The 15186-nt window shown below is 70.6% G+C and carries 10 protein-coding genes and 1 pseudogene; 7 read left to right on the forward strand and 4 right to left on the reverse strand.

The genetic code is table 11. The features are described 5' to 3' along the window. The 3 genes and pseudogenes from MTF69_RS05550 to MTF69_RS05560 form a co-directional block, all read left to right on the forward strand. Positions 1 to 1104: pseudogene (locus MTF69_RS05550) on the forward strand (hypothetical protein); the annotation flags it as partial. Positions 1105 to 1246: 142 nt separating this feature from the next. Then, positions 1247 to 2296 (forward strand): aldo/keto reductase, encoded by a 1050-nt coding sequence (locus MTF69_RS05555; protein ID WP_243331372.1) that lies wholly within the window; start codon positions 1247 to 1249, stop codon positions 2294 to 2296. A gap of 263 nt (positions 2297 to 2559) precedes the next feature. Next, complete coding sequence (locus tag MTF69_RS05560; protein WP_243331190.1) at positions 2560 to 3429, forward strand: hypothetical protein; 870 nt, start codon at positions 2560 to 2562, stop codon at positions 3427 to 3429. 3 nt (positions 3430 to 3432) lie between these two features. On the opposite strand, the gene MTF69_RS05565 is transcribed toward MTF69_RS05560, so the two are convergent. The 3 genes from MTF69_RS05565 to MTF69_RS05575 all read right to left on the reverse strand — a co-directional run bounded on the left by MTF69_RS05565 (position 3433) and on the right by MTF69_RS05575 (position 6981). Beyond that, a complete protein-coding gene (locus MTF69_RS05565) occupies positions 3433 to 4245 on the reverse strand; it encodes a hypothetical protein (protein WP_243331192.1) in 813 nt (270 codons plus the stop codon). 148 nt (positions 4246 to 4393) lie between these two features. Then, a complete protein-coding gene (locus MTF69_RS05570; RefSeq protein WP_243331374.1) occupies positions 4394 to 5650 on the reverse strand; it encodes a metallophosphoesterase in 1257 nt (418 codons plus the stop codon). A gap of 215 nt (positions 5651 to 5865) precedes the next feature. Beyond that, on the reverse strand, positions 5866 to 6981 hold the full coding sequence (locus MTF69_RS05575) for a LacI family DNA-binding transcriptional regulator (RefSeq protein WP_243331194.1): 1116 nt from the start codon (positions 6979 to 6981) through the stop codon (positions 5866 to 5868). Positions 6982 to 7343: 362 nt separating this feature from the next. Between MTF69_RS05575 and hisC the strand changes: the two genes are divergently transcribed. After that, positions 7344 to 8426, forward strand: coding sequence for a histidinol-phosphate transaminase (hisC, locus tag MTF69_RS05580; RefSeq protein ID WP_243331196.1), 1083 nt, complete (start codon positions 7344 to 7346; stop codon positions 8424 to 8426). A 17-nt stretch (positions 8427 to 8443) separates the two neighbouring features. Here the strand turns inward: hisC and MTF69_RS05585 are convergent, their stop codons facing one another. Beyond that, a complete protein-coding gene (locus tag MTF69_RS05585) occupies positions 8444 to 8812 on the reverse strand; it encodes a cyclophilin-like fold protein (protein WP_243331197.1) in 369 nt (122 codons plus the stop codon). A 189-nt stretch (positions 8813 to 9001) separates the two neighbouring features. Here MTF69_RS05585 and MTF69_RS05590 point away from each other — a divergent pair, with 189 nt between their 5' ends. The 3 genes from MTF69_RS05590 to cydD are packed head-to-tail and all read left to right on the forward strand — an operon-like array spanning position 9002 to position 15152. After that, positions 9002 to 10507 carry a cytochrome ubiquinol oxidase subunit I gene (locus MTF69_RS05590; RefSeq protein ID WP_243331199.1) on the forward strand — a complete coding sequence of 502 codons (1506 nt, stop codon included), beginning with the start codon at positions 9002 to 9004 and terminating at the stop codon, positions 10505 to 10507. An 18-nt stretch (positions 10508 to 10525) separates the two neighbouring features. After that, positions 10526 to 11527, forward strand: coding sequence for a cytochrome d ubiquinol oxidase subunit II (gene cydB / locus MTF69_RS05595; protein ID WP_243331201.1), 1002 nt, complete (start codon positions 10526 to 10528; stop codon positions 11525 to 11527). A gap of 58 nt (positions 11528 to 11585) precedes the next feature. Further along, a complete protein-coding gene (gene cydD, locus MTF69_RS05600) occupies positions 11586 to 15152 on the forward strand; it encodes a thiol reductant ABC exporter subunit CydD (protein WP_243331202.1) in 3567 nt (1188 codons plus the stop codon). The last annotated feature ends 34 nt before the right edge of the window (positions 15153 to 15186 follow it).

Raw genomic sequence — 15186 nt, forward strand, 5'->3', positions numbered from 1 at the left:
ACGGGTGCGACCGGTGCCACGGGTGCGACGGGTGCCACCGGTCCCGGCGGCGGTGACACGGGTCCGACGGGCCCGACGGGTGCCACCGGCGCGACGGGTGCGACGGGTGCCAGCGGCGCGACGGGTGCCAGCGGTGCGACGGGTGCGACCGGTGCCACGGGTGCGACGGGTGCCACCGGTCCCGGCGGCGGTGACACGGGTCCGACGGGCCCGACGGGTGCCACCGGCGCGACGGGTGCGACGGGTGCCAGCGGCGCGACGGGTGCGACCGGTGACACGGGTGCGACGGGTGCGACCGGTGACACGGGTGCGACGGGTGCGACGGGCGCCACCGGCGCTTCGGGTGCCACCGGTGACACGGGTGCGACGGGTGCTACCGGCGCGACGGGTGCCACCGGCGCGACCGGCGCGACCGGCGCCACGGGTGCGACGGGTGCCACCGGCGCGACCGGCGCCACGGGTGCGACGGGTGCCACCGGAGCCTCGAAGTGCCTCGATGTCGACTCCTTCAACCCCAACGACAACAGCGAGGTCAAGGCCGTACTCAAGGGCGGCGACACGTTCATCGGCATCCGCGATGTGGAGGGCAACCAGGGGACCGATCCTGGCCCGTTCTACTGGGTGAACCTCAGCGGGCCCACCGCGCAGGGCTATCCCGAGGACGCCTGCGCTGTCTCCGTCAACCGTCTCGGTGACGACGAGTTCCTCATCGTCCAGGTGCTGACCGAGGGAGGGGAACTCTGGGAGACGCAGTGTGAATCGATCGAGCTCTCGCCCGCCGGCGGGGGCGACCAGGAGTGGTTCCTGTACTGCCCGTTCGTGCCGGACAACCCTGGCTTCGGCGCCGGCCAAGTGCCCCCGCCGGGTCCTGGCCCCATCGTCTGGACACAGGTGGATCCGGTGGGGGAGCCTGCGAACTCCCTCGCCAACAGGTTCTCGCGCGAGGAGCTCAAGGCCGTCAAGCCGGTGTCTGTCGGCAACCCGCCTCTGCAGAACAAGGCCACGAAGAACCCGCCCGCCAAGAAGCCTGCCGTCAAGAACCAGGCTGCCAAGAAGCCGGCCGCCAAGCACATGGCCGACAAGGGCAACAAGCACCGCGGCTAGCATCCGCACGGGTATCACCGGCGGAAGCAACACCATGACCCGACCGTGAACCCAAGCGCCGGGCCGCTCCTGAGGGAGCGGCCCGGCGTCTTTGTGCTTGCGCTGGAGTGCGCTCCAGCTTCTACAGTGCGGGCCCATGAGCATGCGATACCGAATTCTGGGTGGGACCGGCATCGAGGTCAGTGCACACTGCCTCGGCACGATGATGTTCGGCGCGGTGGGCAATCCGGATCACGAGGAGTGCGCGCGGATCGTCCACGCCGCGCTCGATCACGGGATCAACTTCGTGGACACCGCGGACATGTACTCCGCTGGGGAGTCCGAGCAGATCGTGGGCAAGGCGCTCAAGGGCCGGCGGGACGACGTCGTGCTCGCGACCAAGGTGCACTTCCAGATGGGCGAGGGCCGCAACCGCAGCGGGAACTCCCGGCGCTGGATCGTGCGTGCCGTCGAGGACAGCCTGCGCCGGCTGGACACGGACTGGATCGACCTCTACCAGGTGCACCGGCCCGATCACGGCACGGACGTCGAGGAGACCCTGTCCGTCCTCGGCGATCTGGTCCAGGCCGGCAAGATACGGGCCTTCGGCTGCTCCACCTTCCCGGCCGAGGAGATCGTCGAGGCGCACCACGTCGCCGAACGGCGGGCTCTGCCGAGGTTCCGGACCGAGCAGCCGCCGTACTCGATCCTCGCGCGCGGGATCGAGAGCAGTGTGCTGCCGGTGGCCCGGAGGTACGGGATGGGCGTCCTGACCTGGAGCCCGCTCGCGTCCGGATTCCTGAGCGGGAAGTACCGGCTCGGCGGTGCCATTGACCTGACCTCGGGGCGTGCGGCGCTGACTCCCGCCCGCTTCGACCCCGCGATTCCGGGCAATGTCGCGAAGCTGGAGGCCGTGGAGCAGCTGGTGGAGCTCGCCGACTCCATCGGCTGCACGCTGCCCGAGCTGGCGGTGGCCTTCCCGCTGGCGCATCCCGCCGTCACCTCTGTGATCATCGGGCCCCGGACCATGGAGCAGCTGGAAGCGCTGGTGAAGGGCTCCGGACTGGTCCTCGACGACGCGACCCTCGACCGGATCGACGAGATTGTGGAGCCGGGCCGGAATCTGTACCACCCGGACGGCGCCTGGCGCTCGCCGGCGCTGGCGGATGTCGCGCAGCGGAGGCGGGTGCTGGGAGACCGGTCCGCCGGTTAGGCGGGCGAACGCTTGGACGTTTCACGTGAAACAGAGACGGGTGTTTCACGTGAAACATCCTGCGCCGGATGGCATGACCGTGCGCAGACCCGTGTGGCCGTGCGGAAGGCCGCCAAGTGGCGGTGTTCACTGGGCCGTTCCGCTGACTGATGGGCGCGCCGATCGGACTCGTGGGGTCGGGGTCCCCAGGATGACCCGCGGAGCCCGGTCATATTTCCGGACTTCGCAGGTCGATTCGATCCGGTGTCTGCGAGGAGCGGTACATGAGTTCTGAGAACAAGGCCCGTACCTACCTGGGGCCGTTGCCCCGACGGGCCGGCTGGCTGACGGGAGGCACGCTCGCCACGGTTGCGCTGGTGCTGGGAGGCCTGGTGTCCCCGGCAGTCGCGCTGGCCGAGGTGCCGGGGAAGCCGGACCGCTGCAAGTCCCAGCGCGACAGAGCGGGCGTGCAGGCCCAGGAGGCGGCGGTCGAGAGGGGCCAGCTCGCTCACGGCGACGACTGCAAGGTGGGCCCGCGGGGCCCGCGCGGCCCCAAGGGTCACACGGGGGCGACGGGTCCCACCGGACCCAGGGGTGCCACCGGTGCCACGGGTGCGACCGGTGCCACGGGTGCGACCGGTGCCACGGGTGCGACCGGTGCCACGGGTGCGACCGGTGCCACGGGTGCCACCGGTGCGGGTGCGACCGGTCCCACTGGACCCACCGGGCCGACGGGCGCCACCGGCGCCACGGGTGCGACCGGTCCGTGTGTCGACATCGACAGCTACTCGCCCTCGAACACCGAGGACTTCCACGCGGCCCTCACGGGCGGGGTCGCGTATGCGGGACGGGCGTCCGTGCCCGGCGGTGTGCCGGCCTGGCAGAACATCAGCAACGCCGACAACCCGGGCTTCCCCGTAGGACGCGCCTGCGGAATCTCCATCGCCGCCCAGGGCAACAACGCGTACATCAAGGTGCTGACCACGAACGGCCAGGTGTACCAGACGCACGGCGACGTGGCGGGTCAGACCTTCGTCTGGGACGAGGCCTGGACCCAGCTCCTGCCGGCTCCGAACCCGATGGTCGGTCTCCGCGGCAAGAGCATCGAGTGGAAGGGGGACCTGGCCTACTCCGGTTCGCCGAACGGCCAGTAGCCGTCACTCCGGCTCGGTCTCCGGGCCGCCGAAGTCCGGGCTGGTGAAGTCCGGAGACGTGTAACCGGGACGGGGCCCCTGAGCCGGGGCCCCCGGACTGGTGAAATCGGGCCGGGTGTATCCCAGGTTGGGGATGCGCCCGGCTCCCGGCTTTCGGGGGGCCGGGAAGCCGGCCCCCGCGCTGGGATCGGCCAGCGCGTCCCGGAGGAACGGCACGATGCCCCGCTCCAGCAGGGCGTTGCGCCAGGCTTCCCGGGCCCGCGCCACCTCGTCGGGTACCGCCTCCGTCTCGTCCGCCGCCACCTCGGTGGAGCTGTTGCGGACGGCCGTCACGAGGAGCCCGATCACGGCGAAGAGCAGCGCGGCGGCGGTGAGCCCGCCGAAGAGCCAGCCCGCCGTCAGCATCGTGTCGGCGAAGGCCGGTTCGGGTTCGATCATCTTCAGGATGTAGCCCACCAGCAGGAAGATCAGCATGGCGGTGCCGGCCAGGACCGGCGCGAGGACCGCTACCACGGCGCTGATGCCCGCGCCACAGCCCTGGCCGTCGTCCTCCTCCCCCGACGTTCCGGGGGTGGACAGGATCTCGTCCTGCCGTTCCTTGCGGACCTTCACGTAGTGGTCGTACTCGGCTGCGGCCGCGGCCGTCAGCAGCGAGGTGGCCCCCATGGCCATGGTGCGCAGCTGTTCGGCGTTCAGCCGTTCGCCGAGGGCGGCGAGTTCGGGCCGGGCGTTCGCCGTGCGCAGCGCCTCGTCGAGGAGCCGATCGAACTCCGGTCGGTCTTCGGTGAGCAGGTGCGGAGCGCTGGTCATGTGCATCCCCCGATGCTCCGTGGGGACCGGTATGTCCGTGTTGAACGGGGCGCCGGCACAAACGGAGGAGAGCCTGCTACGGATAGAGCGATGGTAGAGCGCCCACGCCGTACGTCGACAGGGGCTTTCCGGAAATACCCAGCTCCGGGAAGCCTCAGTCGTTCAGCGGGAGTTGCACGACGAGTAGTTTGCCCGCCATCGTCACGCCACCGTCCATGGCGATGGCCAGGCCTTCCGCGTAGACATGGGGGCCGACGACGGCCTCGGGACCGTGCGCCCCGTCGCCGTCCTCGGTGCCCACCTCGCCGAGCAGGTACGGGATGGGGCTGTGGCCGTGCACGACGCGACTGCCGCCGTAGGTGCCGATGAGCTCGCGTACGGCCTGGGGGCCGGTCTCCTCGTCGCGGAAGGCGAAGCGCTTGGTGAACTTGCGGAACAGGTCCCAGGTGATGTCGGCGTCGTTGCGGTTGAGCAGTTCGTGGATGGTGTCGTTGACGTCCTCGACCGAGTCGCCGTAGTCGAGGTAGGCGGTGGTGTCGGAGTGGAGGAGCAGGTGGTCCTCCACCAGGACCGCCGCGTCCAGCCGGGACATCCACTGGAGGTGGACGTCCTGCAGCCGGTCCATGTCGGTGCGCTGGCCGCCGTTGAGGAGCCAGGCGGCCTGGAAGGTGGCGGTGCCGGCGCCGGAGACGACGGGAGTGTCCCCGAACCGCTTGGCGCCGATGAGCAGCAGCTCGTGGTTGCCCATGAGGGCCTTGCAGTAGCCGCCCGCGGCGGCGGCTTCGGCGGAGAGCCGCATGACGAGGTCGATGACCCCGATGCCGTCGGGGCCGCGGTCGGTGAAGTCGCCGAGGAACCAGAGCCGGGCGTTGCCGGCGGACCAGTTGCGGTCGGCGTCGATGAGCCCCTGGAACTGCAGTTCGGCGACGAGTTCGTCGATGTAACCGTGGACGTCCCCCACGACGTAGAGCGGGCCGGGGCCCTCGCCCGGGGCCTCCTGGGGTACGTACTGGATCTGGACGGTGTCGCCGGGGCCGCCGAGGGCGCCGCGCCCGATGACGGGGAGGTCGCGCTGCGTCGGGGTGTACCCCTCGGGGTCGCTGTCCTCGGAGACGTGGCCCATCGGGCGGCCGGGCTCGCCGAGGACGCCGGCGGCGCCGTACGGGGCTTCGTGGCCGTACCCGTGCTGCGCGGGGACGGGAGCCGGGCCCGCGTCGTAGTACGCGGGGTACTCGCCGTAGACGGGGGCGTTCGCTCCGAGCCCTGCGAGGCCGCCCGCTCCGGCTGCTGCGGCCCCCGGGGGGACGGTATGCGAGGCGGGTTCGGCGACCGGCAACCGGAAGTCCCGCTCGGTGTCCGTCCGCACCGCGGGTCCCTGACCGGCCCCCTGAGTCATCGACCCCTCCACCACCGTCGCGCTGCCGTACACCTGCGGACCCTCCCGCCTCCGGGGCGGAGGATCCGTGATGTCGTGCGCCCATCATAGGAATGCAGCTCGCGCTCTGTGACGCACCAGGGGTGGTGAATCCTGGGCGGAGCTGGTCCTTCCTACCGGTTTCTCCCGATATCGGTGTTGCTGAAATCCTCGGCGGGGCCCCAGGCCCCGCCGTTGGGCCGGCGTGGTGGTCAGTCCTGTGCCGGGGATCGGGGCGGGCTGACGGTCGTACGGGGCTGCCTGCGCTGGGACGAGGTACGGATGATCAGCTCGGTCGGGATGACCTGTTCGACGGGTCCGCCCGTGTCGACGCCCTCGATGGCGTCGATGAGCAGCTGGACGACGGCGGTGCCGATGCGGCGCGGTTTGAGGGACAGGGTGGTGATGGGCGGTTCGGTGTTGGCGTACACGGTGGATTCGCTGCAGCACACGAGCAGCAGATCCTCGGGAACGCGCAGGCCGTAGCGCCGGGCGGCGGCGAGCAGGTCGGTGCCGTTGGGGTCGAACAGGCCGTAGACGGCGTCGGGCCGGTCGGGCCGGGCGAGCAGCCGGTCGGCGGCGACGGCGCCGGCGCACGGATCGTGGGCGGGGTAGGACTCGTAGACGGGATCCTGGCCCACGCGCTCGCACCAGCGCAGGTAGGCCGTCGTGGAGAGCCGGGTGTAGGTGTCGGTGGTGGTGCCGGTCAGCAGCCCGATGCGGCGGGCTCCGGCGGCGGCGAGGTGGTCGAGGAGGCCCAGGACGGCGGCCTCGTGGTCGTTGTCGACCCAGGCGGTGACGGGGAGTGAGCCGGCGGGGCGTCCGTCGGAGACGACGGGCAGACCCTGGCGGACCAGTTCGGTCACGACGGGATCGTGGTCGGAGGGGTCGATGACGACGGTGCCGTCGAGGGCCACGTTGGACCAGACGTCGTGTCGGGAGGTGGCGGGGAGGATGACGAGGGCGTAGCCGCGAGCGAGCGCGGCGGAGGTGGCGGCCCTGGCCATCTCGGCGAAGTACGCGAATTCGGTGAAGGTGAAAGGTTCATCCCCGTAGGTCGTCACGGTCAGGCCGATGAGGCCCGACTTGCCGGTACGGAGGGTGCGGGCCGCCGCGGAAGGGCGGTAGCCCAGCCGGTCTGCGACCTCGCGAACGTGGCGGCGGGTGGCGTCCGGCAGCCGTCCCTTCCCATTGAGGGCGTCGGAGACGGTCGTGATCGAGACGCCCGCCGCGGCGGCCACGTCCCTGATGCCCGCCCGGCTTTGTCGGCCGGCGGCCCGCCGGGTGGTCTCGGTCCGGCTCACCTGATGCTTCCCTGCTGCTGTCATGGCGAGCCGATAGTAGGGCTCGGTGGGCAGGGCGGTCCGGATGCATATGCAGGCGTTGACAGGCACGATTCTGCACGGTTCGCCACCCCCAATGACCTTGGAAATGAAGGTGCTTGGTCGCGAAGGGTGTCTGGTGCCCTTGTCGACGGGACCGTGCATGCCAAAACGGTGCGCTCTCGTCCTCTACTCAACTCACCTGTACGAGGGACGCGCGCCACGGCGCAGGCCACCGGCGCACGCATATATGCGTGCGCTCTCCCGCATTCCAGGCGCCTGCCGTTCTCGGATGGACGGAATCCTCATAAGGTGAGGAGTATTGAGTCGACGGCGACGTCGTACGGGACGGTCGAGGAGGACCTGCGGTGAGCGAGAAGAGCCCGAAGCTGCGCGCCGAGCTGGACGGCATCCCCACCTACAAGCCCGGGAAGCCCGCGGCAGCGGGCGGTCCGGTCGCGTTCAAGCTGTCCTCGAACGAGAACCCGTACCCGCCCCTGCCTGGGGTGCTGGAGAGCGCGGTCGCCGCGGCGGGCCACTTCAACCGGTACCCGGACATGGCGTGCACGGGCCTGGTGAACGAGCTCGCGGAGCGGTTCGGGGTCCCGGTCGAGCACATCGCCACCGGCACCGGCTCGGTCGGGGTCGCCCAGTCGCTGATCCAGTCGACGGCGGGTCCGGGCGACGAGGTCATCTACGCCTGGCGGTCTTTCGAGGCTTATCCGATCATCGTTCAGATCTCGGGTGCGACCTCGGTCCAGGTCCCGCTGGCCGAGGGGGACGTGCACGACCTGGACGCGATGTTCGAGGCGATCACCGAGCGGACCCGCCTGATCTTCGTCTGCAACCCCAACAACCCCACCGGCACCGCGGTGCGCCGTGCGGAGCTGGAGCGGTTCCTGGACCGGGTGCCCTCGGACGTCCTCGTCGTCCTCGACGAGGCGTACAAGGAGTTCGTGCGAGACGTCGAGGTTCCGGACGGCCTCGAGCTCTACCGCAGCCGCCCCAACGTCGCCGTGCTGCGTACGTTCTCCAAGGCCTATGGGCTCGCCGGCCTGCGCGTCGGCTTCGCGGTGGCGCACGAGCCGGTGGCCGCGGCGCTGCGCAAGACCGCGGTGCCCTTCGGCGTCAGCCAGCTCGCCCAGGACGCGGCGGTCGCCTCGCTTCGGGCCGAGGACGAGTTGATGGGCCGTGTCGGCTCGCTGGTGAGCGAGCGCACCCGGGTCTACGGGACGCTGCTGGCCCAGGGCTGGACGGTGGTGCCCGAGACGCAGGCCAACTTCGTGTGGATGCGGCTCGGGGAGCGGACCGCCGACTTCGCGGCGGCCTGCGAGAAGGCCGGCGTGGTGGTCCGGCCCTTCGCGGGCGAGGGCCTGCGGGTCACGATCGGCGAGCCCGAGGCGAACGACCTCTTCCTGCACACGGCGGAGGCGTTCTTCAAGGAGATGTAGCGCTCCCGGGACTGGTGTCAGGCCAGTTCCACGCGGATGGGGTCGCCGTCGCGGACGGTGGCCAGCAGGCGGGGGTCGCCGTCGAACGAGCCGAGGACGTTGCACGGGCTCGCGAGGCGGCTCTCGCCCCCGCGGGAGATCGGGGTGGGGCCGTAGGGCAGCGCGAGCGCGTCGCCCTCGGTCCAGAACGCGACCGTGCCGGGCTCGACGACCTGCTGGGCGTCGTGCTCCAGCGCCACGGAGACGCCGGTGTCGAAGTAGACCTCCTCGCCCCAGGTGTTGGCGGAGGCGGAAATGGGGAGCGCGTCGGCGAGCGCCTTGGCGGTAGGGGTCTCGTCGAGCGTTGCGGTGAGCTGGCCGGCGGGCCAGAGGAATCGAATCTTCATGGGTCGCATTCAACAATCTGTTGAATTTATTCGCTAGGGGGGACCCCCCTGAAAGATGCCGACAGCGGTACGACATAATGCTTGTGAATGTGAACGCGTTCACAAGCGTGTCCTGCTTCCTCCCGGATTGAGTGGGATACGAGAGGCAAACTGCGGCTGTGACCACGGCGAAACGAAGGAGACGACGACGTGGACCTAGCTTTGGCGCCAGAGACCCTGGCGCGATGGCAGTTCGGTATTACCACCGTCTATCACTTCCTCTTCGTTCCCTTGACGATCTCGCTGGCCGCGCTCGTCGCGATCTTGCAGACCGCCTGGGTGCGTTCGGAAAAGGAGAAGTACCTCAAGGCCACCAAGTTCTGGGGCAAGCTCTTCCTGATCAACATCGCGATGGGTGTCGTCACCGGCATCGTCCAGGAGTTCCAGTTCGGCATGAACTGGTCCGACTACTCGCGGTTCGTCGGTGACATCTTCGGAGCCCCGCTGGCCTTCGAGGCGCTCATCGCCTTCTTCTTCGAGTCCACCTTCATCGGCCTGTGGATCTTCGGCTGGGACAAGCTGCCGAAGAAGATCCACCTGGCCTGCATCTGGATGGTCTCGATCGGCACCATCCTGTCCGCGTACTTCATCCTCGCGGCGAACTCCTGGATGCAGCACCCGGTCGGCTACCGCATGAATCCAGAGCGCGGCCGGGCCGAGCTCACCGACTTCTGGCTGGTGCTCACGCAGAACACCGCGCTGACCCAGTTCTTCCACACCATGACGGCGGCCTTCCTGGTCGGCGGCGCGTTCATGGTCGGCATCGCGGCCTTCCACCTCGCCCGCAAGAAGCACATCCCGGTCATGCGGACCTCGCTGCGACTCGGCCTGGTCGTCATGATCATCGCCGGTCTGGGCACCGCCATCAGCGGAGACCTGCTCGGCAAGGTGATGTTCAAGCAGCAGCCGATGAAGATGGCCGCCGCCGAGGCGCTCTGGGACGGCGAGGCGCCGGCACCCTTCTCCCTCTTCGCCTACGGCGACGTGGAAAAGGGCCACAACACGGTGGCCATAGAGATTCCGGGCCTGCTGTCCTTCCTGGCCAACGACGACTTCACCTCGTTCGTCCCGGGCATCAACGACGTCAACAAGGCCGAGCAGGAGAAGTTCGGGCCCGGTGACTACCGGCCCAACATCCCCGTCGCCTACTGGGGCTTCCGCTGGATGATCGGCTTCGGCATGGCCTCCCTCAGTGTCGGCATGCTGGGGCTCTGGCTGACCCGCAAGAAGTTCATGCTGCCGCCGGGCCTGCGCACCGGTGAGGACGAGGTCCCGCACTTGGTCCTCTTCAAGAAGGCACTGAGCCCCAAGTTCACGAACTGGTACTGGATCATCGCGCTCTGGACCATGGGATTCCCGCTGATCGCCAACTCCTGGGGCTGGATCTTCACCGAGATGGGCCGTCAGCCCTGGGTGGTCTACGGGGTCCTGCGCACCAGGGACGCGGTCTCGCCGAACGTCTCCCAGGGTGAGGTGCTCACCTCGATGATCGGCTTCACGCTGCTCTACGCCGTGCTCGCCGTGATCGAGGTCAAGCTCCTCGTGAAGTACGTCAAGGCCGGCCCGCCCGAGCTCACCGAGGCCGACCTCAACCCGCCGACCAAGATCGGCGGGGACGACAAGAACCCCGACCGGCCGATGGCCTTCTCGTACTGAGGCTGAGGAGACCACACCATGCAACTCCACGACGTCTGGTTCGTACTCATCGCCGTTCTCTGGATCGGCTACTTCTTCCTGGAGGGCTTCGACTTCGGAGTCGGCGTCCTGACCAAGCTGCTGGCCCGCAACCGCACGGAGAAGCGGGTCCTGATCAACACGATCGGGCCCGTGTGGGACGGCAACGAGGTCTGGCTGCTCACGGCCGGAGGCGCGACCTTCGCCGCCTTCCCGGAGTGGTACGCCACCCTCTTCTCCGGCTTCTACCTGCCGCTCCTGATCATCCTGATCTGCCTCATCATCCGCGGGGTCGCCTTCGAGTACCGGCACAAGCGGCCCGAGGACAAGTGGCAGACCAACTGGGAACACGCGATCTTCTGGACCTCGCTGATCCCCGCGTTCCTGTGGGGCGTGGCCTTCGCCAACATCGTGCGCGGAGTGAAGATCGACCAGGACATGGAGTACGTCGGAACCTTCTTCGACCTGCTCAACGTCTACTCGATCCTCGGCGGCCTGGTCACCCTGACCCTGTTCACCTTCCATGGCGCGGTGTTCACCTCGCTCAAGACGGTCGGTGACATCCGGGACCGCTCGCGCAAGCTGGCCACGCGGCTCGGGGTGGTGACCGCCGTCCTGGCGCTCGCCTTCCTGATCTGGACCCAGGTCTCGCGTGGTGACGGCTGGAGCCTGATCGCCATGACCGTGGCGGTAGTGGCCCTGGTCGGGGCCCTCGGCTTCAACCTCGCGGGCCGGGAGGGCTGGTCCTTCGGACTGTCGGGGGTCACCATCGCGGCGGCCGTCGCGATGCTCTTCCTGACGCTGTTCCCGAACGTCATGCCGTCCTCGCTGAACGATGCCTGGAACCTCACGGTCACCAACGCCTCGTCCAGCGCGTACACCCTGAAGATCATGACCTGGTGTGCGGCGGTGGCGACCCCGGTCGTCCTGCTCTACCAGGCGTGGACGTACTGGGTGTTCCGCAAGCGCATCGGCACGCAGCACATCGTCGACGTGCACTGAGCCGCTCCGCCGGCTCGCCCGCTCCGCTCCGCCCGTTCCTGCCTGGGGGATGTTTCACGTGAAACCGATCGACCCGCGCCTGCTTCGGTACGCCCGCTCCACCCGCCTCTTCCTGGGGGCGGTGGTGGCCCTCGGGCTCGCCGGGGCGGGGCTGGTCGTCGGTCAGGCCATGCTGATCGCCGAGATCGTGGTCGGTGCCTTCGAGAACGGACTGGACGGCGGAGCCCTTCGGACGCCCCTGCTGCTGCTCGCGGCGGTGGCGCTCGGCCGGGGTCTGGTCGCCTGGCTGACCGAGCTGGCCGCGCACCGGGCGAGCGCGGCGGTCAAGTCGGAACTGCGGGGCCGGCTGCTGGAGCGGGCCGCGGATCTCGGACCCGGCTGGCTGAGCGGTCAGCGGACGGGTTCCCTGGTGGCCCTGGCCACCCGGGGAGTGGACGCCCTCGACGACTACTTCTCGCGGTACCTGCCCCAGCTGGGGCTCGCGATCGTCGTCCCCGTGGCGGTGCTCGCGAGGATCGTCACCGAGGACTGGGTGTCGGCGGCGATCATCGTGGTCACGCTCCCGCTGATCCCCCTGTTCATGATCCTGATCGGCATGGCCACCCAGTCCCGGATGGACCGCCAGTGGCGGCTGCTGTCCCGGCTCTCGGGGCACTTCCTGGACGTGGTGGCCGGTCTGCCGACCCTCAAGGTCTTCGGCCGTGCGAAGGCGCAGGCGGAGTCCATCCGCAAGATCACCGATGACTACCGGCAGGCGACGATGCGCACCCTGCGCATCGCGTTCCTGTCCTCGTTCGCGCTCGAACTGCTGGCGACGCTGTCGGTGGCGCTGGTCGCCGTCACCATCGGCATGCGGCTCGTCCACGGGGAGCTGGACCTCTACACCGGGCTGGTCATCCTGGTCCTGGCGCCCGAGGCCTACCTGCCGCTGCGCCAGGTCGGGGCGCAGTACCACGCGGCGGCGGAGGGACTGGCCGCCGCGGAAGAGATCTTCGAGGTGCTGGAGACCCCGGTCGCCGCCTCGCACGGGACGGCCGTCGCTGCGGTCTCCGGACTGCGGATCGAGCTCGACGGGGTGGCCGTACGGTACGAGGGCCGGGGCGAGGACTCCCCCGGACCCGTATCGCTGACCGTGGAACCGGGCGAATGCGTGGCCCTCACCGGGCCGAGCGGCGCCGGCAAGTCCACGCTGCTGCAGGTGCTGCTGGGCTTCGTGACGCCGAGTGCGGGCCGGGTCCGCGTCGGGGACGTGGACCTGGCCGGGCTGGCGCCCGAGCAGTGGCGGGAACGGATCGCCTGGGTGCCCCAGCGGCCGCACCTGTTTGCCGGGACGATCGCGGAGAACGTACGGCTGGCGCGGCCCGGCGCCACCGCTGCCGAGGTGACCGCCGCCCTGGTGGACGCCGGGGCCTGGGAGTTCGTACGGGCCCTGCCGCGGGGGGCGGACACCCTTCTCGGCGAGGGCGGGGTCGGACTGTCCGCCGGGCAGCGCCAGCGCCTGGCGCTGGCGCGGGCGTTCCTGGCGGACCGGCCGGTGCTCCTGCTCGACGAGCCGACGGCGGCCCTGGACGGCGAGACCGAGGCCGCCGTGGTGGAAGCGGTACGCCGCCTCGCGGTCGGGCGGACCGTCCTGCTCGTGGTGCACCGGCCGGCGCTGCTGGCGCTGGCCGACCGGGTCGTCAGGGTCGGGACCGGCCCCGCCGTCCCCTCCCCCACCGCCCCCCGTCCCACCGTGCGGGCGGGACGGACGGCGCCGGGACCGGCGCCGCGCGATCCCGGCGAATGGATCCTCGGGGACGCTCCGGAGCGGGCGGGCGGTACGGGCGGCGGCGATGCCGGCGGCGGCGATCCGCTCAGGCGGGTACGGAGCGTGGCCAAGGCCTGGCAGGGGCGGTTCAGGCTCGGGCTGTTCCTCGGGGCGATGGCCGTCGGGTGCAGCGTCGGGCTGATGGCCGTCTCCGGATGGCTGATCTCGCGCGCCTCCGAACAGCCTCCCGTGCTGTACCTGATGGTGGCCGTCACCGCGACGCGGGCCTTTGGCATGGGACGGGCCGTCTTCCGCTACGCGGAGCGGCTCGTGTCCCACGACGCGGTGCTGCGGATCCTCGCCGACCTGCGCGTCTCGGTGTTCCAGCGGCTGGAGCGCATCGCGCCCGCCGGACTGCGCACCCAACGGCGCGGGGATCTGCTGACCCGGCTCGTGGCCGACGCCGACGCCCTGCAGGACTACTGGCTGCGCTGGCTGCTGCCGGTCGGCACGGCGGTGCTCGTGGGCACCGGCTCGGTGGCGTTCACCGCCTGGCTGCTGCCCGCGGCCGGGGCGGTGCTCGCCGTCGGGCTGCTGGCCGCCGGTTTCGGGGTACCGCTCGTCAGCACGGTCGGCGCCCGCCGCACGGAACGTCGGCTCGCGCCGGCCCGCGGCGAGCTGGCCACCCGTGTGGCGGATCTGCTCACCGGAACCGCGGAGCTCACCGTCGCCGGAGCGCTCGGCGGCCGCAAGGCCGCCGCGAAGGACAGCGACCGCACACTGACCGGGATCGCGGCCCGCGCGGCCGCCGTCACCGGGCTCGGGAGCGGGCTGTCGGCCCTGGTGACCGGACTGACCGTGGTGTGCGCGGCAGCCGTCGGGGCGAACGCCGTCGCCGGGGGCCGGCTGTCCGGGGTGGCCATGGCGGTGGTCGCCCTGACCCCGCTGGCCGCCTTCGAGGCCGTCAGCGGGCTTCCGCAGGCCGTCCAGTACCGCCAGCGGGTCAGGCGCAGCGCCGAGCGGGTCTACGAAGTCATCGACACCCCCGCCCCGGTCACCGAGCCGGAGCGGCCCGAAGCCCTGCCCGCCTCGCCCTTCCCGCTGCGGCTGACGGGGCTCGCCGCCCGCCACCCCGGGCAGGAGAAGGACGCGCTGCACGGGCTCGACCTGACCCTGGAGGCGGGCCGCCGGATCGCGGTCGTCGGGGCCTCGGGAGCCGGCAAGACCACGCTGGCACAAGTCCTGCTGCGCTTCCTGGACCAGCACGAAGGCTCGTACACCCTGGGCGGGACCGATGCGCGCGCCCTCGACGGGGACGACGTGCGCCGGGTCGTGGGCCTGTGCGCCCAGGACGCGCACATCTTCGACAGCTCGGTACGGGAGAACCTGCGCCTGGCCGCCCCGGGGGCCGACGAGGCGCGGCTGCGGGAGGCCCTCGCCGCGGCCCGGCTGCTGGAGTGGGCCGAGGGGCTCCCGGACGGGCTGGACACGCTGGTCGGCGAGCACGGTGAGCGGATCTCCGGTGGTCAGCGCCAGCGTCTCGCGCTGGCACGGGCGTTGCTCGCGGACTTCCCGGTCCTCGTCCTGGACGAGCCGGCCGAACACCTGGACCTGGCCACCGCCGACGCGCTGACCGCGGACCTGCTGGCCGCGACCGAGGGCCGTACCACCGTGCTGATCACGCACCGGCTGGCCGGCCTGGAAGAGGTCGACGAGGTACTCGTCCTGGACGGCGGTGCGGTGGTCCAGCGCGGTGGGTACGCGGAGCTGGCGGCGGCCCCCGGTCCGCTGCGCGGGCTGCTGGAGCGGGAGCGGGAAGCGGACCTGACGGCCGGCTCCGGGCAGGCTCGACTTTCCTCGCTAAAGGGGACTAACTAGGCTGAAGGGCATGTCAGCGCAGGAGTCGCAGGAA

This window comes from Streptomyces sp. AP-93 (genome assembly GCF_022808175.1).
Classification (GTDB): domain Bacteria; phylum Actinomycetota; class Actinomycetes; order Streptomycetales; family Streptomycetaceae; genus Streptomyces.